The following is a 25,407-nucleotide window of genomic DNA, read 5'->3' as shown; positions in this document are numbered from 1 at the left end:
CCACCTTATGGTGGCTTTTTTTAATCTAATTAAATTATCTAGAAGCGCGTTTTAATATTATTTCTGTTGGTTGTTTTTGTAGATAAACCATTCTGGCAATTAACAGAAAAGCAGCAACAGCAAGCCCTGATATAATCCCTATCCAAAATCCTGCGGCACCAATTGGTTCCATCACTAGATCAGTTAAGCCTAATATGTAACCAACTGGTAAACCAACAACCCAATAAGACAGTAAAGTAATAAAAAAGATGCTCTTAGTATCTTTATAGCCACGTAATACATTACTTGCGACTACTTGTAAATAATCTGATGCTTGATAGATGGCAAGTAAAATAATCAGTTGTAGACAGATGGTTATTACATCGATCTCATGAGTAAATATGGTTATTATTGGTGATCTAAAAATGACCAGAATTAATGCGACGATTACCGCTATCATGAAGGATATCGCTAAACTTATATAAGCAGTTTGCTTGGCTAGAATTGGTTTATTTTTACCCAATAAGTAACCGACACGAATACTGGTCGCCACGCCAAGAGATAATGGAATTGCAAATGTTAAACTACTAATAGTAAAGATAATTTGATGAGCCGCCACAGTTATTTGTCCGAGAGGAGCAATAAGTAAGGCAACTACAGCAAACAAGCTCATTTCAAAAAAGTAAGCAAGAGCTAAAGGTGTTCCTAACAGCACTATCTTTTTAATGATGGAAAAATCAACAAGCTTTGTTAATGGCGTTTTACGAATATCACGTTGGCTAGCAGTAGTTAAGGTATATATACGGATTAAACCAAACATTAACCAGAAAATTATTGCTGCAGTAATACCACAACCGACACCACCAAAAGCAGGTAAGCCTAATTTGCCATAAATTAAAATATAGTTAATTGGAATATTAGCAAGTAAGGCAATGAATATTATTACCATGGCGGGTTTTGTGTTAGATAAACCTTCACATTGATTGCGGTAAACTAAAAATAGTAGAAATGCTGGTACTCCCCACATAATTGCACGTAAAAATGAAACGGCAACTTCAATCATGTCTGGATCAATCGGATTATCAGCGGAACTTCTTAAGCTAATTATTTTATCTGAATGATATAAAATTAACATTATGATTACTGATAAAATTAATGCAATCACCACACCTTGCCGTGTATGATCGGCAACTTGCTCACGTTTAGCTGCACCATTTAAGTTTGATATAATGGGAGTTAATACAGTCAATAGACCTTGACCAAATAATACTGTGGGTAACCAAATTGATACCGCTATAGCGACACCTGATAAGGCTGTTTTACTGTAATTTCCAGCCATAATTGTATCAACAAACGTTATTGCTGTTTGTGATATTTGAGCAATCATGACAGGGATAGCTAAGGTAATTAAATTTTTAATTTCATTTCGATAATGTAAGTTCATTGATTATATTTACTGTTGTACAGTTCCCCATAAATCGTATTCATCTGAATGTTCAATATTGACCTTAACAATATCGCCAACTTTAACCGTTTTTTCTTCATTTAGATAGACTACACCATCTATTTCCGGTGCATCAGCCATACTTCGTCCAATTGCACCTTCATCATCCACTTCATCGATAAGCACGGATAATGTTTTACCAATTTTGTTTTGTAGCTTACGGGTTGAAATTGTTTGTTGCAATTGCATAAACCGATGGAATCGTTCTTGTTTTATATGCTCCGGTATTTGATTGGCTAATTGATTAGCCGCAGCGCCTTCTACTGGACTATAAGGGAAACAACCGACACGATCTAATTGTGCTTGAGATAGAAAATCGAGTAGTAATTCAAAATCTTGTTCAGTTTCGCCTGGATAACCGACAATAAAAGTTGAACGTAGAGTGATTTCAGGACAAATATCTCGCCACTTATGAATTCTTTCAAGTGTTCTTTCAATGGTTCCCGGTCGTTTCATTGATTTTAATACAGTTGGGCTAGCATGTTGTAATGGTACATCCAAATAAGGTAAGATTTTGCCATCCGCCATTAAAGGAATTAAATTATCCACACTAGGGTAAGGATACATATAATGTAGTCGTACCCAAATACCAAGGCTAGATAATTGTTCACAAAGGGTATGAATATCGGTTTTTAACGGCATACCATTCCAAAAATTGGTCCGGTTTTTTATATCAATACCATAAGCTGATGTATCTTGGGCAATAACCAATAATTCTTTCACCCCACCATCAACCAAACGCTTTGCTTCATCAAGCACATTACCGATTGGGCGACTGATCATTTCGCCACGTAATGAAGGAATAATACAGAATGAACAACTATGGTTGCAGCCTTCCGAGATTTTCAAATAAGCATAATGTTTTGGTGTTAGTTTTACCCCTTGTTCGGGTACTAAACTAGTAAATGGATTATAGGTAGGTTTAGGTGCATATTTATTAACATGCTCAAGTACAGCCTCATAACTGTGAGGTCCTGATATTTCAAGCACTTTAGGATGTACATCACGAATTTGATCTTCTTTAGCGCCAAGACAACCAGTCACAATGACTTTTCCATTTTCATTTAGCGCTTCGCCAATGGCTTCTAATGATTCTTGTACCGCGCTATCAATAAAGCCACAGGTGTTAACAATAACTAAATCTGCATTATCGTAGCTAGGTACAACTTGATAACCCTGAGTACGTAATTCAGTTAAAATTCGCTCAGAGTCAACTAAATTTTTAGGACAACCAAGGCTCACAAATCCGATAGTAGGGGATGATGTATTCATAATATTTATAGTAATTTAAAATTTATTGAGGTATTTATCGAGAATTTAAAAATTTGCCAATTTAGATTATGACAACAGGCGAGCATTTTAACATATTTAACTTGAACCAAATAAAAATTTTTAGCGCAGTTATCATCTATAAAAATATAATTTCTTATGGCATGTATGTAACATGCTATTTATTGCAAATAATTTGAAGTTTATATTTTAATTATTTGTAATAGGTAATATCGATAAACCTTATTCGACGGATCACTAATATTAATACCCTTTGCATCTATTTTTTTCCTTTCAACAGAGCTAATAATTTATATAAAGTAAAATTAGGTAATGTTATAGGAGGGTTAGGTAATTCATATATGGTCAAATCATTTTTTTCAATTATTTCTTTTGCTTTATATTTTGAAACAATGTCCGATATTGATGCACCCCATGTTAAACCTAGCGGAGCATCACGTTCATGCGTGAATCATAAAAGGAAATAATACTGCAATTAACAATAGTTTTTTTCTTAATGTTTATTCTCCTTACATTCAATTGGCGTGTAATAGTAAACAATAAAAAACACTTATCAATCATTTGATGGGGGGAATATTCTGAGGAAGGACAAGGTAAATCTGTTAATCAAAAAGCCCTTATAATGATAAGGGCTTTTGTGAAAGGAAGTTAATTTATTATAAAAAATCAATTTATTTTAATACATTAATTACTTCATCGATTTGACGATCTAAACTTTCAGCACCGCCACCAGATAAATACCAAAGGTCTGGTGTTAAATAAATAACTTCAGTTTTACTTTTTGCTAATACTTTTGTATTGAAGAAATCATTTTTCATCGCAGACAGGCCAATTGCTTTACTACGGTCTACAACATAAATAATATCTGGTTTAACTTTACTGATGTAATTATTATCAATAAAGGTTGGTTTTGGTTTACCAATACCGTTGGTCGGTTGTGGTGCTAATGGTACCGCACGTTTTACTTTTAACACATCATGAATTAATGCGGCACTAGAGCTTGCATTGATAAGGATCATTTTACCGTCATTATGAATAGCAACAATTGCTTTTTTATTACTTGCTTGAGCAACAGATTGTGCATTGCTAACTTTGGCATCTAGTGATTGAATTAGATTGTTCGCTGTTTCTTCAGTACCAGTAATATTTGCTAATATATTGATATGATTTTTGGTTGATTCAAGGTAGTTTTTGGCATCAACACTTAAATTAATTACTGGAGCAATTTTAGTGAATTCTTCCGTATGCCTTGCTTGTCTGCCGTCAATGATAATTAATTGCGGTTTAGCTTGTTTGATTGCATCAATATTTGGTTCTTTCATATTACCTGTATCAGTAATAGTCGTATTTTTATATTGTTGAAGATAAGCCGGAAGAACAGAAAGCGGTGTTGCTGTTACAATTGATCCTTTACCTAAAGCATCTAATGTATCTAAGGCTCCATAATTCATCACAACAACTTTATTTGGTGATTTAGGCACAACAACTGATTGTTTATTATCTGGATTTACTGTAATTGACGATTGACAACCAGTCAAACCTAACATTAACGCTGCTAAGCTACTTAATAATAGTTTTTTCTTAGTATTCATAATTAGTTCCTATATGTATGATGCAAATGATAACTATTATTGTTTAAAGGATTATGATTGTCTAGTAATAAATAATTTTTCGTAAGGATATTGATAATTATTCTCATATAGTATATTGTTACTCGCGGATTGCTTTGCAAAATATCAATATAATTAATAGGGTTATAACAATGAATACGAAGTTTAAGTTGGCTACACATGTCTTAAATACAAGTATTTTATTATCATTATCAGGTTTAGCGATGGCGGCTGATGATAAAAATACTGATACTATGGTGGTGACAGCATCAGGATTTTCTCAACAAATTAAGGAAGCTCCAGCAACAATTTCGGTGATCACGCCGGAAGAAATTAGCAAAAAGCCTTATCGTGATGTCACCGATGCTCTTAAGGATATTCCAGGTGTCACCATAACAGGCGGAGGTGATTCAACTGATATTAGTATTCGTGGTATGGACGCCAAATATACCTTATTATTAATTGATGGTAAAAAAGTTAGTACGCGTGAAACTAGACCAAATAGTGATAATTCTGGTTTCGAACAAGGCTGGTTACCTCCGCTAACTGCTATTGAACGTATTGAAGTTGTTCGTGGACCTATGTCTTCTTTATATGGTTCAGATGCTATGGGTGGGGTAGTCAATATCATTACTAAAAAAGTGTCCAACAAATGGCACAGTGGTTTACGAGTTGAATCAGTTATGCCTTATCGCTCTGATGAAAAAAATAGCTATGTAGGTAGTTTTTCAACGACTGGACCAATTATTGACGATATTCTCGGTATTCAATTATATGGCCAATACACAAATCGTCATGAAGATGAGTTTTTAAATGGTCATTCTGGACAGAAATTACGCAGCTTGAATGGTAAATTATCACTTAATGCTACTGATAACCAAAAATTTGATCTTGATTTTGGTCGTTCGTTACAAAATAGTACTTCAATCAGAGGTAAAACAAGAGAAAAATCAAGAGATAATGATTATAAGCGTGATAATGCTAGAAATTCTTTTGCGCTAACTCATAATGGTTTATTTGATGAACTATCGACGACTTCGTTTATTGCTTATGAAGAAAACAATAATCCAGAAAGAAAAATGAAAATTCGTAATACCGATGTAGATTCTCGAGTGACGATTCCTTTTAGTATTAATATGCTAACGATAGGGGGTAAATATAATTACCAAGAGCTTCATGATAAAGGTAATGAACTTACTAGTGATATTACTAAAATTGATCGCTGGAATTATGCATTGTTTGCGGAAGATGAAATAAGTATTTTCGATAACTGGAGCATAACAGCTGGTTTACGTTATAACAAAGATGAAAACTATGGTAGCAACTGGAATCCAAGAGTCTATAGTGTCTGGAATATTGATGATAATTTTACCCTGAAAGGCGGTTACTCAACCGGTTATGCAACGCCAAAATTGCGTCAAGTTGTTTCAGACTGGGGACAAGTAACAGGTGGGGGATATTGGGACGGTGTAGTTGTTGGTAATCCTGATTTAAAACCTGAAAAATCAGATAATTTTGAAATTGGTCTAGGATATAACAATGATTACGGTATTGATGCTTCTGCAACAGCTTTTTATACTAAATACAAAGATAAGATTCAATCTTACTCTATTTGTGATAATAAAAATATCAAAGAGAAAACATGTTCTTATAAAAACTTTAGTAAAAAATTTCATTTTATTCAGGGTTTAGAAAATGTTGATAAAGCAGATCTTAAAGGTTTAGAACTATCATTTAAAACACCATTGTTTACTGATTTCTTGCTAAGTTCTAACTATTCTTGGACTAAAACAGAACAAAAAACTGGTAAAAATAAAGGTAAACCTTTAAATCGTACTCCTAAGCAAAAATTCAATACCCAGCTTGATTGGAATTTAACCCAACAATTGGATTTATGGACTAAAGTTGCTTATTACGGAGTGGAATCGACCACGAATCGTAGTGGTAAAAAAATTGAATATCCTAGTTATACCTTCTGGGATGTGGGTACATCTTTCCAAATAAATCAAAATGCTAAGATTTATGGCGGTGTTTATAACTTGTTTGACAAAGAAGTGACGAATGATGACTTCGGTAAAACCTTAGAAGGTCGTCGCTATTTTGTTGGTACTGAAATTAATTTCTAATTAGTGTTCATCATCAAAAAATGTAATTATAAATATTGAGTGGTTGTTAATACAGCCACTTTTTTTATTTAATTAATAAACTATATATTAACATTTTAATTTATTAGTTATGATTGAGAATTACTTCACAAAAGGATTTTAAATAAGCATATGCCGAAATATGTCTATACGATTCTACTAGTTCTTGTATCTCTGCTAACCCGTTTGCCAGTATATGCTGTTATAGTATTAACTCGAATTAACTATGAAGATGGTTTCGACCCGTATGCAGCTATACTTGCAGTAGTTTCGCTTTTTGTTTTATGGCAAGTGTTTAAAATATGGTCAACATGGAAGGTTAAGCAATGGGAAAAAAAGAACAGCAACAGAAGCTGCAAAAGAAAGCTGAAAGAGATCGATTATTTGCTGAGTCAAGAGCAAGAATGCGCTTAAAAAAACAATTAACTAAACAAAAATCACGAAAGAAAAAAACACCAGAAAAGTAATATCCGCTCTTAGTCGGTATTTATTCAGTTCAGCTAATTTTTTTCATGATTAAAAATTTGAGGAAAGGGGTTTTTAGCTTAATATAAATTGAAATTTCTTCATAATTATCATAAACAACCAATCATGTATATTTGTTCCATTCTTATCAAACTTAATAAAATATCATTTTTTATCTTATTGAATTATTTATTGGTCTTAATCCATGGCATGCTAGACGATTTTGTAATATATTATCTATCATAGTGCAAGAAGTTACTACAGTGTTGAAAGGCAAACTTGATGGTTGTATTTGAAGATAAACAAGAGTCGGAATTACTTACAGAAATTGCAGTTGCATACTATGAGTATGAACAAACTCAAGAAGAAATCGCTCAGCGATTTGGTCTTTCACGCATTAAAGTTGGTCGTTTGCTAAAAAAGGCTAGAGCAGAAGGAATCGTTGAAATAAGTGTTAAATATCATCCAATATTTAGTTCGCGTATTGAACAGCAATTTGTTAATCATTTTGGTATTAAACGAGCTTTAATTGCTTTAGATCATCAAGATGAAGAGGAGCAACGTAGACAAGTTGCTGCACTGGTATCAAATTATCTGTCTAGTACTTTAAAAAATGGTATGACCGTTGCGGTGGGACAAGGGCGTAATGTTGCTGCTATTGCCAGCCATGTTGGTGTGTTTCCTGAAAAACAGTGTAAATTTATTTGTGGTATCGGTGGTACTCAGCGTGTTGGTGAAATTATTGATGCTGACCACATTAGTCGAAGTTTAGCCAGAAAATTTAGTGCAACTAGTGAGACTTTATACGCGCCAGCTTATGTAGAAAATCGTGAACTTAAACGTGCATTTATCCAGAATCGAGTTATTAAAGATACATTAGAAAGAGCGGCTAAAGCTGATATTGCTTTAGTAGGTATTGGTGATATGAATGAAAACTGTTATATGGTGCAGTTGGGCTGGTTTACTCCGCAAGAAGTGACCTATGCAACATTAAACCAAGGTGTGATTGGTGATATTGCTGGATATGGTTTTTTTGATATCAATGGTAATCCGGTCGATACAACCATGAATGATCGAGTGATTGGTTTAAGTATTGAAGAATTACGTAATATTCCATGTGTTATTGCTATTGCTTCGGAAAATACTAAAGCAACCGCAATTTTAGGTGCACTACGGTCGGGCGTAATTGATATCATTGCGACAAGTGCTTCAAATGCCAGAACTATATTAAGTTTACAACAAAACAAAATCTAATTTAGCCAATAAGCTATTTGTATACACATTACAAATAGCCTTGATTAATCTAAATCGAATTTAATTATAATAATCGCTTAATAATTCTATCCACTCTGATGCGGCTTAAACGTTTGATTAATTTATGTACCTGTTTTGGATAGAATTGGCTTGCTTGAATTTGTTGGAAATGGGTGACTAGTGCTGTTTTTTCACGAATAGTTGTGAGTTCTTGTTTAATCTGTTGTTGTAATTCATGTTTAGGATCATGAACAAGTATGGCATTTTCCAGATCTAAACGCCAAGCTCTTGGATTAAGATTATTACCTGTAATCATCATCCACTCATCATCTACCCAAATCCCTTTTAAGTGATAAGTTTGATCAGCATCTTTCCATAATCGAATGATTAACTGTTTCTTATCAATATAATTTTGTAACCGTTCAACAAAACGTCTTAAGTTTATTTCATACAAATAAGGTAATCCACCCGAGATATTAAAAGGTTGGTCTTCAGGAATATAAAAGTCATTAGCTACTTTATCACCAATAATGATTTCAACTTGTTTACCTTTTCTTAATAGACGAATGATGTCACGCACTAATATATTAGGTAAGTTGAAATAAGGTGTACAAAATGTGATTTTTTGTTCAGTCGTGTTTATTAGATGGTGAATAATTTTATTCAGCTGATTATTTCGGCCAAGACCTACAATTGGTGCTACTGATAAAGTTTCGTTATCACTATTTCCCGTATATTGATAATTAACATCCATAAGATGTTGGCGTAGTTGTTTAATTTCTGACTTAATTTGTTTACGGGTTTTATGTTCACTAACATCTAACCGTTGCACACCATCAAGTGGCAGAAAATTATCATTAACATAATTCACCATTGTATCCGCTAAAACTTTATTAGTGATAAAGTGATATCGATCATAACGGTATTTATCGAGTTTATATAAATAAACATTATTAATGCTAGCACCACTATAGATTACACTGTCATCAATTATGAATCCTTTTAAGTGTAATACACCTAAAACTTCTCGACGATTAACTGGCACACCATAAACCGGAATATCAACAGATGGATGTTGTTGTTTCAAATCATAATAGTAACGCGCATTCGTTTTGGTTTTATCTTCACCAATTCGACCCCGTTGAGCACGATGCCAATCAACAAAAATTTTGATGTCTAAGTTTGGTTGGTGGGTTTTAGCTTGATAAAGCGCATCAAGAATCTCGCGACCAGCTTCATCTTGTTCTAAATAAAGGGCAACAATATAGATACGATGTTGAGCTTTTTTTATCTGTTCAAGCAATGCAACTCTATAGGTTTTAGGATCATAAACAATCTGATATTGTTCAGCTTTCTGTTGAAGCTTGGCTAATTCGTTTAAATGTTTTTGATGATTATATTTTATAAAGGGTATTCGCATGTTCTAAATATCATTAAAACTGACACAAAGTGTAGAATACCACAATTTATGTCAGAAAATAATACTCCTATTATTTAGGGGTAATCTATAATTAAATTGATCGGTTAACTAACTCTATTATATACCTAAATATGCTTTAAGCTTGTTCATTAACCCATTGTTGAATAATTTTATAGCTTAAGGCTAAGACTACTGGGCCGATGAATAAACCCATAATTCCGAAGGCTAGAATTCCGCCAATTACCCCAAATAAGATAAGTAAGAAGGGGAGATCGGCGCCTTTCTTTATCAAATATGCTCGCATTACACTATCAAGGGTGGTCAAAATGATAGCCACAACAATTAAAACTATGCCTGATATAATATGCCCATCCCAAAATTGCCAAATGATACAACCTAACATGACAATAACAGGTCCAATTTGAGCAACGCAACAGATAAATAATATTAACGTTAAAATGCCTGGAAATGGCATTTTGGTAAAGATAAAACTCATTCCGCCAATTAATGCTAATGTAATAGCAGTGACAACTACACCTAATGCTACCGCTCGTATTGATTGACCCGCTAAGGTAACTGTTGTAGTGCCATATTGTTTAGATAAACGATTCGCCAAAACATAAACATATTTAGTGATACTTTCTCCCTTAAGGAACAGTAATAAACTAAAAATGATCATGACACCGGCATGAAAAATAAAAACGCCAATATTGGTTACTTGCTCTAAAAGCCAGCCAATCATGATGCCAATATAAGGTTGAATATCGGATATTAATTGTGAACCATCTGTTTTGATAAGCTCAAGCCATTTTTGGTGAAATTCTTCACCAAACATCGGAATATTGACCAACCAATCGAGGGTAGGTAATTCTCTATGCGATAACGTTCTAACCCATTCGACCAGATAATGACCATTTTGAGCAACACTACTAATTATTAAGATAAAAGGAATAACACAGACAAAGGCTAAAATTATCGCCATGACTAATAAAGATAACCAACGTTTATTAAAGAGTTTTTTTTGGATTTTGATCATTAATGGCCAAGTTGCAATAACCACCATTACCGCCCAAAAAAAGCCAAATAAAAATACTTCGACTACTCGATAAGTTAAAACAATTAGTAAGCCTATCAAAAGTAAATTAAGAATTAATTTTAATAAATCATCAGTTTTTTTTTCTGCTGGCATTTTTATCTCATATTCATTAATCTAGATAATGTTATTATACGCATTATGTTCTAAAAAGCATACGTTGACGTATTAAGTTAGACAATTTTATTGGAGAAATAATAATGAAAAAATTAGTGTTACTAACATTGATGGGTGTGGCATTATCTGCTTGCGCAAATACGCAAAAAACACCACAAGTCGTGCAAAAATTAAATCAAATCGCGCCATATCCTGATGCTAAAATAGGCGCTACTCGTTATGTGATTCATCTTCCAACTTTAAAAGATGAAACTAATGCTAAAGTAGAAATATTTGTTGGTAAAAATATGAACGTTGATTGTAATGTGAATCATTTAGCAGGAGTAATTAAAGAAAAGGAACTTAAAGGTTGGGGATATTCTTATTACGAAGTTGATGAAGTAAAAGGTAATATTTCAACTATGATGGCTTGCCCTGACAGTGCCAGCAAAAATCAATTTGTGACCATCAATCATAATTTAGGTTTATTAAATTATAACAGTCAATTGCCATTGGTATTTTATGTACCAAATGATGTGACCGTTAAATATCGAATTTGGCAACCTGATTTAAAAGTTCTGCAAGCCAACGCCGAATAAAAAAAGTAAATTAATTGTTAATAGCTCGCTAATAAAGGGTTGATTGATTAAAATCTAGTCACTCAGCCCACAATCTTAGAATATTTGACTTTTTAAGTGGACATCTGAAAAAAAAAAGGTATTTTATCCCTCGTAATGCAAGGTTAGCTCTACATGTTCATTAATTATATTAATGATTTGTGATTGCCTGATTACCTCGGTTTCACCATATTATTTAATGAGTAATAATGGTAAAATTTGGGGGTCCGTTGTATTTAACAATGGGCTTGTGTCTAACATGTAATATCCCTAACTAGAGGAGAAGTGGTGAGCATGTTTACTCAACGTAAAACAATTCTTTCAATCATCGCTGGTGTATCACTAGCACTATCTCAATCTGCTATAGCAAAAGACCGTGTCGTGCATTTTTATAATTGGGCAGGTCAAATTGGTAATAGCACAATCACTGATTTTGAAAAATCAACTGGTATTAAACTAGTTTATGATGTGTATGATTCCAATGAAGCGCTTGAAGGTAAATTAATGGCCGGTCATTCTGGTTTTGATGTGGTTTCACCTTCAGATAGTTTTTTAGCTAGACAGATTAAAGCTGATATTTATCTACCGTTAGATAAAAGTAAATTGCCTAATTGGAAAAATCTTGATCCTAATTTAATGAAATTAATGGCTAACCATGATCCAGATAATAAGTATGCAATCCCATATGTATGGATGACTACTGGTATTGGTTATAACATTGATAAAGTTAAAGAACGTCTTGGAGAGGATGCTCCTGTTGACAGTTGGGATTTAGTTTTCAAACCTGAAAATATGGAAAAACTTAAAGATTGTGGTGTGGCATTCTTAGATGCCCCAACTGAAATCTTAGCAAGTGCTCTTCAATATTTAGGTAAAGATCCAAATAGTACTGATGCAAAAGATTATACTGGCGCAGCTTACGAATTGTTGGAAAAAGTAAGACCAAATATCCGTTATTTCCATTCATCTCAATATATTACTGATTTAGCTAATGGTGATATTTGTGTGATTTTAGGTTGGTCAGGTGATATTTTACAATCCCGTGATAGAGCTAACGAAGCTAAAAATGGTGTGCATGTTGGATATCAAATTCCGAAAGAAGGTGCATTAGTATTCTTTGATACTTTTGCTATTCCAAAAGATTCTGCAAATCCTGATGAGGCTCATGAGTTTTTGAACTTTGTTATGAAACCTGAAATTGCAGCTCAAGTTACTAATGATGTTAATTTCGCTAGCGCTAATAAAGTTGCAAATGATCAGTTTGTTAAGCCAGAAGTGAAAAATGATCCAGCGGTTTATCCAAAACCAGAAGTGATGGAAAAATTATTCACTTTAACGGTAAAAGAACCGAAACTTGAACGTGTGATCACTCGTACATGGACAAAATTGAAAACGGGTAAATAACCGTTTGAAAATGTCAACTAATTGACTTATACATTCTAGACGGGAGGGTTTTAAATCTTTCCGTCTCGTTTTTTTTGGCTTGTTGTTATGAGGAAAAAAGCGTGAACGATAAAACAACAAATCAGGTACAGCCTAAAAAAAAGATGATAACTCCATTATTGGAGATCAAAAATTTAACCAAAGTTTTTAATGATGATTATTATGCCGTTGATGATGTCAATTTAACCATTTATACCGGAGAGATTTTTGCCTTATTAGGAGCTTCTGGTAGTGGTAAATCAACATTATTGCGGATGCTTGCCGGTTTTGAACAACCGACTTCTGGACAAATTATTTTAGATGGGAAAGATTTATCACAAGTACCACCTTATAATCGTCCGATTAATATGATGTTTCAATCGTATGCTCTTTTTCCTCACATGACGGTTGAGCAAAATATTGCCTTTGGATTAAAACAAGATAAATTAGATAAAAATGAAATTAAACATCGTGTTGAAGAGATGTTGGCGCTTGTGCATATGGAACAGTTTGGCAAACGTAAACCTCATCAACTTTCAGGTGGTCAAAGACAACGCGTTGCTTTAGCTCGAAGTTTAGCTAAAAGACCAAAATTACTACTGTTAGATGAACCAATGGGCGCATTGGACAAGCAACTTCGTGACCGAATGCAACTTGAAGTGGTTAGCATCTTAGAACAAGTTGGTGCAACCTGCGTAATGGTTACCCATGATCAAGAAGAAGCCATGACTATGGCTGGGCGTATTGCGATTATGAACAAAGGCCAATTTGTGCAAATAGGTGAGCCTGAAGAAATCTATGAACATCCAAATAGCCGTTATAGTGCAGAATTTATTGGTTCTGTAAATGTTTTTGACGGTATTTTACAAGAGACCTTAGAAGATGGATTAATTATCAGTTGTCCGATGATTAAACACCCATTAAAAGTCGATTACGATTCACCGGCGGTTGAAGGTGTGCCAATTCAAGTCGCATTACGACCGGAAAAAATTAAACTTTGTGATGAAATTCCAGCCGATGGTTACAACGTTGCCACGGGTGAAGTAGTTGAAATTGCCTATTTAGGCGATCTGTCGATTTATCACGTTAAATTACAAAGTGGACAAATTATTATTGCTCAACTACAAAACGAACATCGTTATCGTAAAGGAATGCCAACTTGGGGTGATATTGTCAACTTAAGTTGGGAAATTGATAGCTGTGTTGTGCTGACCGAATAAACACAAGAGGACAAATTGATGCGATCCATTTTATGGGGTTTGTTGTTAAATGCCTTAGTGTTACTTGGTGTTTATGTACGTTTTGTAACCATCAATGCATTTGACAATCTGTTTTTAGATGCGTTATTTACGTCAATGGTATTAAGTTTATTAGTATCATGTGTTGGCGCATATTTGGCACATTATAAACCATCTAAATTTGCTTATCGGTTGATTATAGCCGGCAGTATTTTATATATACCTGCTGGATTAGGTTTAGTGGCGATCTATTATGCTTATCGTAAGTTGCGACTACAACGTGATGATTCTGATTTGATGACACTCTATGGCCGTCTATTAGTAATAGCTATTCCATATTGTTGGATGTTGTTGCTATTTTTATTACCGTTTTTGATTGTATTTCGAATCAGTTTTTCCGAAGTAGCGATAGCTGTGCCACCTTATACTGAACTGTTTAGCTATGAAGATGGCTTAGTTAATATTGTTTTAAATTTGGGTAATTATTTTAATCTACTTGAAGATACAATCTACCTAGATTCTTATTTACAATCATTAAAAGTTGCAGCAATTTCAACGTTGTTATGTATTTTAATTGGTTACCCATTAGCATGGGCTATTTCGCAATGTAAACCATCAACCAGAAATATTTTATTACTATTAATCATATTGCCATCATGGACTTCGTTTCTAATTCGGGTTTATGCTTGGATTGGGATTTTAAATCCTAATGGTCTATTAAATAATTTCTTAATGTGGTTAGGGGTTATAGATCAGCCATTAATCATAATGAAAACTTACTTAGCTGTTTATATCGGTATTGTCTATTCTTATTTACCATTTGTGGTATTACCAATTTATACCTCATTAAGTAAAGTAGACACAACGCTGATTGAAGCGGCGTTAGATCTTGGTTGTAAACCAATTAAAACCTTCTTCAAAATTATTGTACCGCTAACCAAAAATGGCGTTATCGCCGGAGGCATGTTGGTATTTATTCCTGCAGTAGGTGAATATGTTATTCCTGAATTATTAGGTCCTTCTGATGGTCTAATGATTGGTACCCAATTATGGGCTGAATTCTTTAATAATCACGATTGGCCAGCTGCATCAGCAGTGGCAACAGTGATGTTATTGATATTAATTGTACCTATCTACTACTTTAATAAGTTCCAGAACCGAGAAATGGGAGGTAAATAAATGAATAATTTACCATTAGTCATGCGCTCAGCATTGATTGTTTTTATTGCTGCATTATTCGGTTCAATAGTGTTATCGGTTTTGATCTCTGCATCAGGATTTGCGCTATTAGGTAGTGCTAGCTTGTATGTCGGATGCTTGCTATTTAGCCTTATCTTAACAACTATTGTAACAATTGCGTTGTTAGTGAGATGTTTAAAAGGATTAATTCTATTAGTAGTTTTTTCCTTTTTATATATCCCTATGGTCATTTTAATTGTTTATTCGTTCAATAGTTCAAGGCTGGTAACGGTATGGGCAGAATTTTCAACCAAATGGTATGTTGAGTTAATACATAATGACACTTTACTCAAAGCAGTAGGATTGAGTTTGACTATCGCGGCAGGTGCAGCCTCATTAGCGATTGTACTGGGTACTTTAGCTGCTTTTACTCTCATTCGGTTTAGACGATTCCGTGGCTCTAACCTGTTCTCGTTTATGACTACGGCACCGTTAGTTATGCCTGATGTCATTACTGGTTTAGCCTTATTACTGCTATTTGTCGGAATGGGACAAGCGCTCGGTTGGCCAAAAGAACGCGGTGCATTGACTATTTGGATGGCGCATGCAACATTCTGTACTGCATATGTGACAGTTGTTATCAGTGCCAGATTGCGAGAGTTAGATAAGTCAATCGAAGAAGCGGCTTTAGATCTTGGTGCGAATCCATTGAAGGTATTTTTCATAATTACTTTACCAATGATTGCACCAGCGCTGGTTTCTGGTTGGTTATTGGCATTTACTCTATCACTTGATGATGTGGTTATTGCTAATTTTGTTACCGGACCGGGTGCAATGACATTACCGAAACTAGTATTTTCTAAGGTTCGTTTAGGTGTCGATCCACAAGTTAATGCCTTAGCAACAATTATTTTACTAATTGTTGGTATTATCGGTTTTATGTCATGGCTTTGGATGCGTCGCGCCGAAAAACGACATTTAAGAGAAATTCGCATGCGTTAATCTGATTATTAATTATTGCCGCTTTTGCGGCAATTTTTTTATCCTTATAAAATATACGTGTTTTTTTAGCCGTTTTATATTATAGTGTGCGCAGTCAGGTTACTGACAAAATTCTCAGGGCGGGGCGCAATTCCCCACCGGTGGTATAGCCCACGAGCGCTTAGTAAAATTCTATTTTATTAAGGACAGCAGATTTGGTGAGATTCCAAAGCCGACAGTTAAAGTCTGGATGAAAGAGAGTAGCTTATCTTTTCTATATTTGCGCTATAGCAAAATCACTATGGTCAAGCACTTGCCCTGATTCTGGTATTTAATATATTTATCACTTAGTAACTTTATAATAATTAAGGATAAATATAATTAGTTTAATAAAACAGGATAGGTATCTACCATGAATCAGTTTAATTTAAATGAATTTGGCACATCAATCGAACGAGTAAACAAAGCAATTGCTTCAATCAAAGCTGGATCTGGGGTGTTAGTTTTGGATGATGAAGATCGTGAAAACGAAGGTGACATTATCTGGGCAGCGCAAACTATTACCACTCAGCAAATGGCATTAACTATTCGTCATGGCAGCGGTATAGTTTGTTTATGTATGCCACAATCTTATTGTGATAAATTAGGATTGCCGATGATGGTGGCAAATAATACTAGTAAAAATCACACTGCTTTTACTATTTCTATCGAAGCGGCAAAAGGCGTTACGACAGGGGTATCAGCAGCTGATAGAGTAACGACTATCAAAGCAGCGGTAGCGGATGATGCAAAACCAACAGATTTAAATCATCCTGGTCATGTTTTCCCACTAGTTGCCAAAGAGGGTGGTGTATTAAATCGTCGAGGGCACACTGAGGCGTCGGTTGATTTAGTAACATTAGCTGGATTTAAACCTGCAGCAGTAATTTGTGAAATAACTAATGATGATGGATCAATGGCAAGAGCGCCACAAGTTGTTGCGTTTGCAAAACAGCATCAGCTACCGGTAGTCACCATTGAAGATATAGTGGCTTATCGTAAATTATTATAATGTTTTTAATAATCCGCCGAAGTAATCGGCGGATTTTTTTGTTTAACCTAAAACCTTCAAAGCACAAGTTTTAGTAATTTTTACACCATTTTCTAATGCTGATGTATCAAAAGTCATATCAGGATGATGTAAACCTGGTGTTAAATCGACACCTAAGCCCCAAAAACCAGATTTTACATCTCTTTCGCGTGGATAATTGAAGAAATCTTCGCCACCAGGTGTGAAAATAGGATCTTTCAATCCCTCTTTTCCGAGTACATCGGTAATAGATTCAGCGATGATTTTAGTTACTTCATCATCTATTTCTGCTGCTGGGATTTCTTTCGATACTTTGATATCAGCTTTAGCACCGATAGATGCCACACTTAATTCAATCGCTTTAAGCGTTTTGGCTTTTAATTCATCCATAGCAGGGTTGGTTGGTGCGCGTAAATCCCAACAAACATAAGCCTCAGAAGGAATAGCATTTGTTACACCTGCATCACATATACAACGTGTTGCTTTGACGCTATATGTTAAACTAGGAGCTAAATGAATGGTATTCACGGCTTGAATCGCCATAGTTGCCGCATCTAAAGCGTTAACGCCTAAATGAGGTCTTGCCCCATGAGCTGGTATACCATGAATATTGACTTCAACTGTGGTTGAAGCCGAATAGAACATAGCGGCTGATGCAAAGCCTTTAGGGCATTCTTCTTTAGGGCGAACATGTAAACCGATGATCATATCAACATCGTCAATTGCACCACCCTCAATCATCGCTAATGCACCAGAACCTAACTCTTCGGCAGGTTGAAAAATCAATTTTAGTTTGCCTTTTTTGATATTTCCTTCTTTGATGAGCTCTTGTGCTGCAGTCAATAACATCGATGAATGCCCATCGTGACCACAAGTGTGTCTGGCGCAATGTTGGCCATCAATTATGTGTCCTAAGGCATCCATATCCGCACGTAATGCCAGTACAGGACCTGATTTTCCACTATCATATTCTGCAACAATACCCGTAGTATTATTTATATTACGGGTTACTTTGTAGCCAGCTTCTTCTAGTTTACTTGCTATATAGTTTGATGTTTTAACTTCTTCAAATCCTAGCTCAGGAATTTGATGCAAATAGTGGTAGTGTTCGAGTACGTTCGACATAGATATCTCCTTTATCACACAATAAATCGCATAATGATCATAGCTATTAACGCATTAACAATACTATTAACCATTAATAGTGGCCAATATTTTTTAGGCACATCGGCAACACCAAGTAGACGGCCCATATATTGTAATTGTGAGCCCATTAAGAAAATAGCTGGTGCTAATATAGTGATATCAGTACCAGTGAGAATAGCACCACTAATTAAATTTACTGCAACACCCGTTCCAGCCGAGGCTGATAACCAAGCTGTCAATAAAACGGTAATCGCTTCACCTGGTAAGCCAAATAGTCCCATAACCGGGGCAAATGCTTCACCAATTAATTGCATTAAGCCAAGTCTTTTTAGGATTTCGGTAATAACAAATGCCATAATGATATTTGGCATTAAATTATTAATGGCAATATTAAAGCCCTTACGAGCACCAATGACAAAAATGTCTAATGGATTGTTAGTCTGTTTTTGATTGCTTGAATTACTCATTGATAAAATCCTTTTTATAAACTGAATTTAACACAAGGCGGACTAAAATTGCACCGACAAATTTCAATACAATCATAATGAAAAGTGGCGTAAATATTGCGACAGACATCGAAGCGAATAGTGCTGAACCAATCGAAAAATAGTTATTTATTAACCCGGCTCCAGAATATTGCCATGCACTAATAATGACCAGATCTTTTTTAGTGATCTGTTTTTCATCGTATAATTCTTTGGTTAACACTGCACCAGCATCAGTACTTTGTAAATCAGTAATTAATGCCAAACCTGTTTTACCCGGGACACCTAAGATAGGTTTAAGTAATGGTGTTAATAATTTGTGAGCAGCACGGATGGTACCATAATGGGTAAAGATTTCTAATACGCCTAATGCAAGCATAACGGTTGGGATTAATGACAGAGCGAAAATAAAGCCTGCTCTGGCGCTAACTCCACCCTCTCCAACGAAGGTATTTTTCTCTGGATGGAGCATTGTGCCAAACTTACCACTTAAACTGGTAAAATCAAATGCCCCCAACCAAGCTTTTCCATCTACATTATAAAATAGTCCGGAAAAGAACAGTATGGCCACAATAAGTGACACATAAGCCTTTATGCCGACTTTAAATTCATCGTCCGATTTTTTTGACATTGTCTATTCCTTTTAATTTATCTGACTTATTCTTTGATAAAAGTATTAAATAAGTTGTATTTAAAGTACTTAAATTATTTTGCTTTCGAAAAGAATTAAAGCACTAAGCGAAGTATTCTATATTGATTTAATTGAAAAAAAACCCCTTTCCTCAAAATATTTTATAAATTAATTTATATTAGTATATCCAATGAGAATTGATAATTTAATTAGTAACAAACTATCAAAATTAAGATTTGCAAATGTAGTTATTGTTATTTTTGGTTTTAATTAATAATAACAAGAACGGTGAGATAAAGATTTCAAGATGCTTTATGATTAATAAGAAAGTTATTTAAAAGCATTGAATTATCAATAATTATAGGCTTGCCATTTTTTTTCCATCGTTATAAAATTATCAATATAGGCTAAAAAAGATAACGAAATATTGTAAAAACTATTTCAATAGTTATCCTATAATTTATATAAGGTTGAATTGTTTCTCTGCATAAACATCATAATCTTTAGGTGGCAAGCCTTCTAGTTTGCGAACCGTCTTTTGTTTTCATTAAGCACATTAATGAAAAGACAAAATTAAGCAATATAAATTAAAAATAAAAAATAACGAGGTCGTTATGAACAGCAGGAATAAAGAGTGGGCATTTGTTGTTCTCACCTGCTTTTTTGAATTGTGTTGGGTATTTGGTTTCACTACAGCAAGTCAGTGGTGGCATTGGGTTATTATCATTCTGGTGATCATTGTTGATTTTACCTTTTTAACAAGTGCATGTAAGACTATTCCTACGGGGACCGTATATGCAATATTTTCTGGTGTTGGTGCGATTGGTTCACTAGTTATAGATATGTTTTTATTCGGTAAAGAAATCAAACCTATTGAAATATTTTTTGTTGCATTAATTATTATTGGCGTTGTGCAACTTAAACGAGCAGATAGCTAATTAACTGAAATTTGGATTATGATATGGGATGGTTATTTATTTTAACTGCTGCAATATTTGAAGTTATTGGTGCAATAGGCCTTAAGCTTTATTCACAACAAAAAAATCTATTGCGATTAACACTATATTGGGGCGGTTTTTTTGTTTCGTTTTCATTATTTTATTTTTCATTAAAGTATCTGGATTTAAGTATAGTTTATCCAGTATGGGTAGGACTAGGTACTTCAGGTGCTGTATTAGCTAATATGTTTATTTTCAAAGAACCGAAAAATTTTACTCGAATATTCGGTCTTACTGTAATTATTATTGGTATTATAGGTTTGCATTTCACGATGTGATAAAAATTAATTTATTTTTTTAAATCAATTTGTTATGTCATTTCTATTTTAGAGTATTTGCATTAAAATCTAAACTTCTGTACAATAATCAACACTTCTTTAGTGGGTTGTTAGCTCAGTCGGTAGAGCAGTTGACTCTTAATCAATTGGTCGCGGGTTCGATCCCCTCACAACCCACCATTCTTTTTTTTAACCTCATATTCAATTGTTAAAAATCCCTTTTAGAATAAGACTTTATACTATAAGCACTACTTACATTTAATTGCGTCAAATTGCATATGCATTTGTATACGTTTTTGTATACGCTAACAATATTCATATAAACGTATACAAATACGGCGGGAAGACTTACGGCAACTAACAAATTGACAGATATAAAAAATATGAAGCAAGTGATGGTAATAGTTTATCTATATTAGTAAAAAAAATGACACAAAAATTTGACGGTTTAGATATTTAAGACACGATACAAAAAAAGACTAATCAGCTAAGCTTGGTGAAATATCCTTACATTTCTCCAGCTTTTGCAAGAGAAATAAGAGATGAATTTAAAACATTAGTGTTAGGTGGTGTAGATCCCGCAAAATTTGAAAGAAGGATTTAATATAGATAGTTTGATTAATAAACAAATAGCTTTAAAAGAATTACAAAAATATAAACATAATTTTATGACAAATAAAAATTGCGTTATGTCATGTATTAAAATTGAAGAAATTGAGTTGTTTTGAACTAATAATTTAGATAAATATATCATTGCAAATAAAGTTTTATTCACAAAAGATAATTCATCTAAAAAAACTAGATTTGAAAATATGTTATAAATAAAAAAGAGAGTTAAAACTCTCTTTTTTTATTATTATTGTTAAGATTTTTTCCTCCTGAGATACTATGTCTAGTATATAACAATCGATTTTGCAGATCAATAAATTATGATATAATAGACACAAACTATCGCAAATTATATGACCGATCGTTCAAATCTTTCAAAAAAATATAAAAAAGTAACAACTTATAAATAATAAGTGTAAAAAGTGATTTTATATATGTGGAATAATTATTTATAAACATTTCAATAATTATATTTTTCTAGTGTGGGGCATTAATAACATAAAGACTTTGTGCTGAAATAGAACCCAAAAAAGTAATTAAATCCGTAATAATGAATGTCCCTAATATTTTTTATGCATCAAATAATAACCATGTAGTTAACAAAATATAACACTATAACAACATATAAATAATGCATAGATTATTAATAATAATTTTTATTGATGTGGTTGGTATCATAAAATAAACATTTCTTTTAAATAACTAGTTGTTTTTGATATAGGATTTTTTACATTATGATGGGTGATGAAGTTAATTAAAATTGTTTAATGTTATGCAGCAAGTTATATGTAGTTATTTTAGTGTTTGATAAATCCATTAATATAAATTTGTTACCTTACTAAAACACTTACCTCACAATCCAATATTTAAAACCATTAAAATAAATCATTAATCCTTACTTTTTGACTATAAAATCTTAAAATATATTAAGTGCGTTAAAATGATAGTCTTTTTTCGTTTATTTATTAATGCCTCGAATCCTACTCATTTATACGCATTTAATAAATCTTTATATGAATTAGCCTCCAGTGAGTCATAATTTTTAACTGATAGCACTATGATTGTCTTCAAAATTTTTTTACTGACTGTTTCTGCGATCTATTTATAAGATAAATGATTTCGGTTGGCATAAATTGCGATTGATACGTGATTTAGAGTCATTCTTGAGATGTAGTTGGAAAATTAAAATCTTTCAAAATTGTATATTTCCTATGATTCAGGAATCAGTCAGAACAGTCGAATTGATAATATTTTGCAGGTCAATTTGATGAGATTTTAATAAATTTATCGCAGTTTACATGTCTAGACTATAATTACATGATTCTAACAATATGATAACAAAAGCATATTGGGAAAACTTTCTAAAATGACATCGGTGGTTATGCCTTAATCTTCAAAAATAAAGGGTATTATAAAAAAAGAGGGTTATCCCTCTTTTTATTTGTGATCTGACATATAGTATTGTCATAGAAATTTATTAAAATTTTTAAGGTAAAAGATAAAAAGCTATCAAAATCCACCTTTAATCGGTTTATTTATAATGCAGTGTTCATAATTATGTTTGCTTTAAAAACTGAATATAGCTTTTTTCTATTACTGATGATACTTACTTACATTAATAAATCTATAAATAATACCATCACTACAAACTGATGTTGTATAATCTTTTCCTGACATCATTTCCTTTTTAATTTGCTCATTATCATTTTTATCACAGTTTTCTAGTACTCGGTAAAGTAACCCCGAATAACTTAAGTTTTCTATGTTTCGTGGCAAATCTATATTTGAATCAAAATCACTTAATTCGACTTTCATTTTAGCGAAATCAAAAGTTATAGTATTTTTTTCACCACAACCAGTTAGAGTAAAATTTAAAAAAATAATAAAGATAAATGTAATTATTTTATTCATTATTCAATTCCTTTATTTAGCATTAATTCTTTTCGAGGTAATATCGTTTTTACACACTTAAGTAGTATACTTACCATCGGTATTTAACTTTCTAGTAATTACGGAAAAATTTTGATTGTAATTGTTATTGGTTTATTTTGTCTCCTATATCACTTAAACCAGCCACGTTAGTGGAACAGAATGAAAAAAACATAAATACTAAAAAATATCATTTTTCGCATTTTATTGTCCTATCCCTATTTTATGGTTTATTTGAGTGGTTTTCCCTTCTTTTATTTTAGTTTTAATCGTTTGATATGTTTAATTTTCTAATGAGGTTTGACCACTTTCAGTTCTAAATCCACAGCCTGATAATAAAAATCCAGCTAATATAATGTTAATTAATAATTTATTCATTTCGTTTCCTTATTTTTAAGGCATAAACGAAGCTATGATGCCATCAATAATGACTAACTAAAAATTGCAAATAATTTCAGCAATTTTTCAGTATATAATACTGTTTTAGCAAATTTTAGTTTCTCTTTTCTGTTTGTTAAAAATATGATTATTTAAGGTTATTTTATAAATAACATTACCATGATATTAATTACTATTGAGAAAATTCCAGCAATCAATGATAGCCCACACATCATTGAACCGTGTTTGGTATAAGTTCCTCCTTTAAGCATTGCGAAAATACTCATAAAAACAGCAATAATAGCTAGAAAAGCACCAATACCCCCAAACATCATGTAACTTATGATGCTGAAAAAAAGTGCTCCTGCAGCAATCATGGCTCCAGTTTTTGCTTTTTGCTTTCTTAGTTCTGCTTGTAAATCTTTTTGTGCTTCTCTGTTGTAAAATTCTTTTTGTAATGTTTCAAGATCTTTATCTTGTTTATTCTGTTCCATTTCCTACTCCATAAATTTATTTAAAATTTTAAGTTAATAAAAAGTTATAAAATTATAATATGATCGGTTTCACAGATCAATAAAATATATTACAATAGTTTTTATCTATCATAAATTATGTAACTGATCGTTGAAATCTTTTTATTTTTCTAATATGGAATACGTCAGAATGAAAAAATAAAAAACATAATTTCAATAGTAAGTATTTTGTATTCTTATATTTTTTATCTTTTTAATGTCTGTTAGTCGAGGTGGATTATTAAATCGGTACAATTATGGAGAGATTAATCATAAAATAATTAGGTAGATCTATTTTACGGATTCAATCTTGTTATCGTATAAATAAAAGCATTTTTAATAACAGATAGCTTGAAAATAATAAATCACATCGAAAAAAGGTTATTAACCTTATTAGAGTAAAAAACATTAGACTTGTAAAAACTAAAAAGGCACTGCTAAACCACTAAATTTTAGGTATAATAACTTAGTCATATAGAAATAACTGACTTTTTGTATTTATTTTTGTAAATAGTGGCAAATTGCTATTCATATTAATTAGTTATTAATAGTTATTGTAAAGCCACCGTTTAACGCATGTAATATTTCATAAATTATTAACGATTTAGCTCGCTTAATTATCTCAATTGTTCACAAAATATATCATTATAAGTCTATATTCTATTTATAAAAATTTAACCAATTTGAGAGTAAAACTATGAACGCATATCTGCTACTTTTCGGTGCAATTATCTGTGAAGTGATTGCAACATCTTCACTCAAATTATCTAATGGATTTACTAATCTTACTTTTTCAATAATTACCATAGTTGGTTATAGTGCTTCTTTCTATATTTTATCTTTAGCTTTAAAAACGATACCTGTCGGTATTGCTTATGCGATTTGGTCGGGAATAGGAATTATCATTATTAGTTTAATCGCTTGGATTTTTTTAAAACAATCATTGGATCTTGCTGCGTTGATTGGTATGGGATTTATTATTTTTGGAGTGGTAATTATTAATCTTTTTTCAAATATTTCAGGGCATTGAGATTGGTTTAAACCCTAATCATAAAAACTATTATTAAATTTGGAGTTTTT

The 25,407-nt window shown here is 32.8% G+C and carries 20 protein-coding genes, 1 tRNA gene, 2 pseudogenes and 1 riboswitch; of the genes and pseudogenes, 13 read left to right on the top strand and 10 right to left on the bottom strand.

Features of this window, described 5'->3' with window-relative positions; translation table 11 throughout:
- Positions 1-34: 34 nt before the first annotated feature.
- From H3U96_RS02240 to H3U96_RS02230, 3 genes are all read right to left on the bottom strand, one after another.
- Positions 35-1,423 (bottom strand): MATE family efflux transporter, encoded by a 1,389-nt coding sequence (locus tag H3U96_RS02240; RefSeq protein ID WP_086361019.1) that lies wholly within the window; start codon positions 1,421-1,423, stop codon positions 35-37.
- 9 nt (positions 1,424-1,432) lie between these two features.
- Positions 1,433-2,755 (bottom strand): 30S ribosomal protein S12 methylthiotransferase RimO, encoded by a 1,323-nt coding sequence (gene rimO / locus H3U96_RS02235; RefSeq protein ID WP_198195416.1) that lies wholly within the window; start codon positions 2,753-2,755, stop codon positions 1,433-1,435.
- Between the two features lie 689 nt (positions 2,756-3,444).
- Positions 3,445-4,365, bottom strand: a complete 921-nt coding sequence (locus tag H3U96_RS02230) for an ABC transporter substrate-binding protein (protein ID WP_086361018.1) — start codon at positions 4,363-4,365, stop codon at positions 3,445-3,447.
- 170 nt (positions 4,366-4,535) lie between these two features.
- On the opposite strand from H3U96_RS02230, the gene H3U96_RS02225 reads away from it, so the two are divergent.
- The 3 genes from H3U96_RS02225 (at position 4,536) to H3U96_RS02215 (ending at position 8,246) form a co-directional block, all read left to right on the top strand.
- Positions 4,536-6,509 (top strand): TonB-dependent receptor domain-containing protein, encoded by a 1,974-nt coding sequence (locus H3U96_RS02225; protein WP_198195415.1) that lies wholly within the window; start codon positions 4,536-4,538, stop codon positions 6,507-6,509.
- 344 nt (positions 6,510-6,853) lie between these two features.
- Positions 6,854-6,994 carry a hypothetical protein gene (locus H3U96_RS02220; RefSeq protein WP_198195414.1) on the top strand — a complete coding sequence of 47 codons (141 nt, stop codon included), beginning with the start codon at positions 6,854-6,856 and terminating at the stop codon, positions 6,992-6,994.
- A gap of 280 nt (positions 6,995-7,274) precedes the next feature.
- Positions 7,275-8,246, top strand: coding sequence for a sugar-binding transcriptional regulator (locus H3U96_RS02215; protein WP_065579183.1), 972 nt, complete (start codon positions 7,275-7,277; stop codon positions 8,244-8,246).
- Between the two features lie 64 nt (positions 8,247-8,310).
- Here the strand turns inward: H3U96_RS02215 and pssA are convergent, their stop codons facing one another.
- Positions 8,311-9,666 carry a CDP-diacylglycerol--serine O-phosphatidyltransferase gene (gene pssA, locus H3U96_RS02210; RefSeq protein WP_198195413.1) on the bottom strand — a complete coding sequence of 452 codons (1,356 nt, stop codon included), beginning with the start codon at positions 9,664-9,666 and terminating at the stop codon, positions 8,311-8,313.
- 136 nt (positions 9,667-9,802) lie between these two features.
- A complete protein-coding gene (ydiK, locus tag H3U96_RS02205; protein ID WP_198192563.1) occupies positions 9,803-10,855 on the bottom strand; it encodes an AI-2E family transporter YdiK in 1,053 nt (350 codons plus the stop codon).
- 104 nt (positions 10,856-10,959) lie between these two features.
- Between ydiK and eco the strand changes: the two genes are divergently transcribed.
- The 6 genes and pseudogenes from eco to ribB all read left to right on the top strand — a co-directional run bounded on the left by eco (position 10,960) and on the right by ribB (position 17,343).
- On the top strand, positions 10,960-11,454 hold the full coding sequence (gene eco, locus H3U96_RS02200) for a serine protease inhibitor ecotin (protein ID WP_198195412.1): 495 nt from the start codon (positions 10,960-10,962) through the stop codon (positions 11,452-11,454).
- Between the two features lie 312 nt (positions 11,455-11,766).
- Positions 11,767-12,876, top strand: a complete 1,110-nt coding sequence (locus H3U96_RS02195) for an extracellular solute-binding protein (protein WP_034902512.1) — start codon at positions 11,767-11,769, stop codon at positions 12,874-12,876.
- A gap of 101 nt (positions 12,877-12,977) precedes the next feature.
- On the top strand, positions 12,978-14,114 hold the full coding sequence (potG, locus tag H3U96_RS02190) for a putrescine ABC transporter ATP-binding subunit PotG (protein WP_034902514.1): 1,137 nt from the start codon (positions 12,978-12,980) through the stop codon (positions 14,112-14,114).
- A gap of 324 nt (positions 14,115-14,438) precedes the next feature.
- A pseudogene (gene potH, locus H3U96_RS02185) lies at positions 14,439-15,311 on the top strand (putrescine ABC transporter permease PotH); the annotation flags it as partial.
- A gap of 243 nt (positions 15,312-15,554) precedes the next feature.
- A complete protein-coding gene (locus H3U96_RS02180) occupies positions 15,555-16,313 on the top strand; it encodes an ABC transporter permease subunit (protein ID WP_082205211.1) in 759 nt (252 codons plus the stop codon).
- Between the two features lie 106 nt (positions 16,314-16,419).
- Positions 16,420-16,558: riboswitch (FMN riboswitch) on the top strand.
- A 146-nt stretch (positions 16,559-16,704) separates the two neighbouring features.
- On the top strand, positions 16,705-17,343 hold the full coding sequence (gene ribB, locus H3U96_RS02175) for a 3,4-dihydroxy-2-butanone-4-phosphate synthase (RefSeq protein ID WP_065613188.1): 639 nt from the start codon (positions 16,705-16,707) through the stop codon (positions 17,341-17,343).
- A 42-nt stretch (positions 17,344-17,385) separates the two neighbouring features.
- On the opposite strand, the gene H3U96_RS02170 is transcribed toward ribB, so the two are convergent.
- Genes H3U96_RS02170 through H3U96_RS02160 form a run of 3 tightly spaced genes read right to left on the bottom strand, consistent with a single transcriptional unit; the run spans position 17,386 to position 19,623 of the window.
- Entirely contained in the window at positions 17,386-18,486 is a 1,101-nt protein-coding gene (locus tag H3U96_RS02170; RefSeq protein ID WP_065579177.1) for a M20 peptidase aminoacylase family protein, read from the bottom strand.
- Positions 18,487-18,500: 14 nt separating this feature from the next.
- Complete coding sequence (locus H3U96_RS02165; RefSeq protein ID WP_034902524.1) at positions 18,501-18,974, bottom strand: YjiG family protein; 474 nt, start codon at positions 18,972-18,974, stop codon at positions 18,501-18,503.
- Positions 18,967-19,623, bottom strand: coding sequence for a nucleoside recognition domain-containing protein (locus tag H3U96_RS02160; RefSeq protein WP_198195411.1), 657 nt, complete (start codon positions 19,621-19,623; stop codon positions 18,967-18,969). Before H3U96_RS02160 ends, H3U96_RS02165 begins: the two co-directional genes overlap by 8 nt.
- Positions 19,624-20,237: 614 nt before the next feature.
- On the opposite strand from H3U96_RS02160, the gene H3U96_RS02155 reads away from it, so the two are divergent.
- The 3 genes from H3U96_RS02155 (at position 20,238) to H3U96_RS02145 (ending at position 21,079) form a co-directional block, all read left to right on the top strand.
- Positions 20,238-20,561: a multidrug efflux SMR transporter gene (locus tag H3U96_RS02155; protein ID WP_086356903.1), complete on the top strand. Its 324-nt coding sequence runs from the start codon at positions 20,238-20,240 to the stop codon at positions 20,559-20,561.
- Positions 20,562-20,584: 23 nt separating this feature from the next.
- Entirely contained in the window at positions 20,585-20,899 is a 315-nt protein-coding gene (locus H3U96_RS02150) for a multidrug efflux SMR transporter (protein WP_086356904.1), read from the top strand.
- A gap of 104 nt (positions 20,900-21,003) precedes the next feature.
- Positions 21,004-21,079, top strand: a tRNA-Lys gene (locus tag H3U96_RS02145).
- A gap of 2,022 nt (positions 21,080-23,101) precedes the next feature.
- On the opposite strand, the gene H3U96_RS02140 is transcribed toward H3U96_RS02145, so the two are convergent.
- Both H3U96_RS02140 and H3U96_RS02135 read right to left on the bottom strand, forming a co-directional pair.
- Positions 23,102-23,419, bottom strand: coding sequence for a hypothetical protein (locus tag H3U96_RS02140; protein ID WP_065613183.1), 318 nt, complete (start codon positions 23,417-23,419; stop codon positions 23,102-23,104).
- A gap of 554 nt (positions 23,420-23,973) precedes the next feature.
- Positions 23,974-24,309 carry a hypothetical protein gene (locus tag H3U96_RS02135; protein ID WP_065613180.1) on the bottom strand — a complete coding sequence of 112 codons (336 nt, stop codon included), beginning with the start codon at positions 24,307-24,309 and terminating at the stop codon, positions 23,974-23,976.
- A 706-nt stretch (positions 24,310-25,015) separates the two neighbouring features.
- On the opposite strand from H3U96_RS02135, the pseudogene H3U96_RS02130 reads away from it, so the two are divergent.
- Positions 25,016-25,357, top strand: a pseudogene (locus H3U96_RS02130) (multidrug efflux SMR transporter); the annotation flags it as partial.
- Positions 25,358-25,407 lie beyond the last annotated feature (50 nt).

The organism is Gilliamella sp. M0364, assembly GCF_016100565.1.
Lineage (GTDB): Bacteria > Pseudomonadota > Gammaproteobacteria > Enterobacterales > Orbaceae > Gilliamella > Gilliamella apis.
Note: the sequence above shows the minus strand (reverse complement) of the source record. Positions and strands in the feature narration are given on the sequence as shown.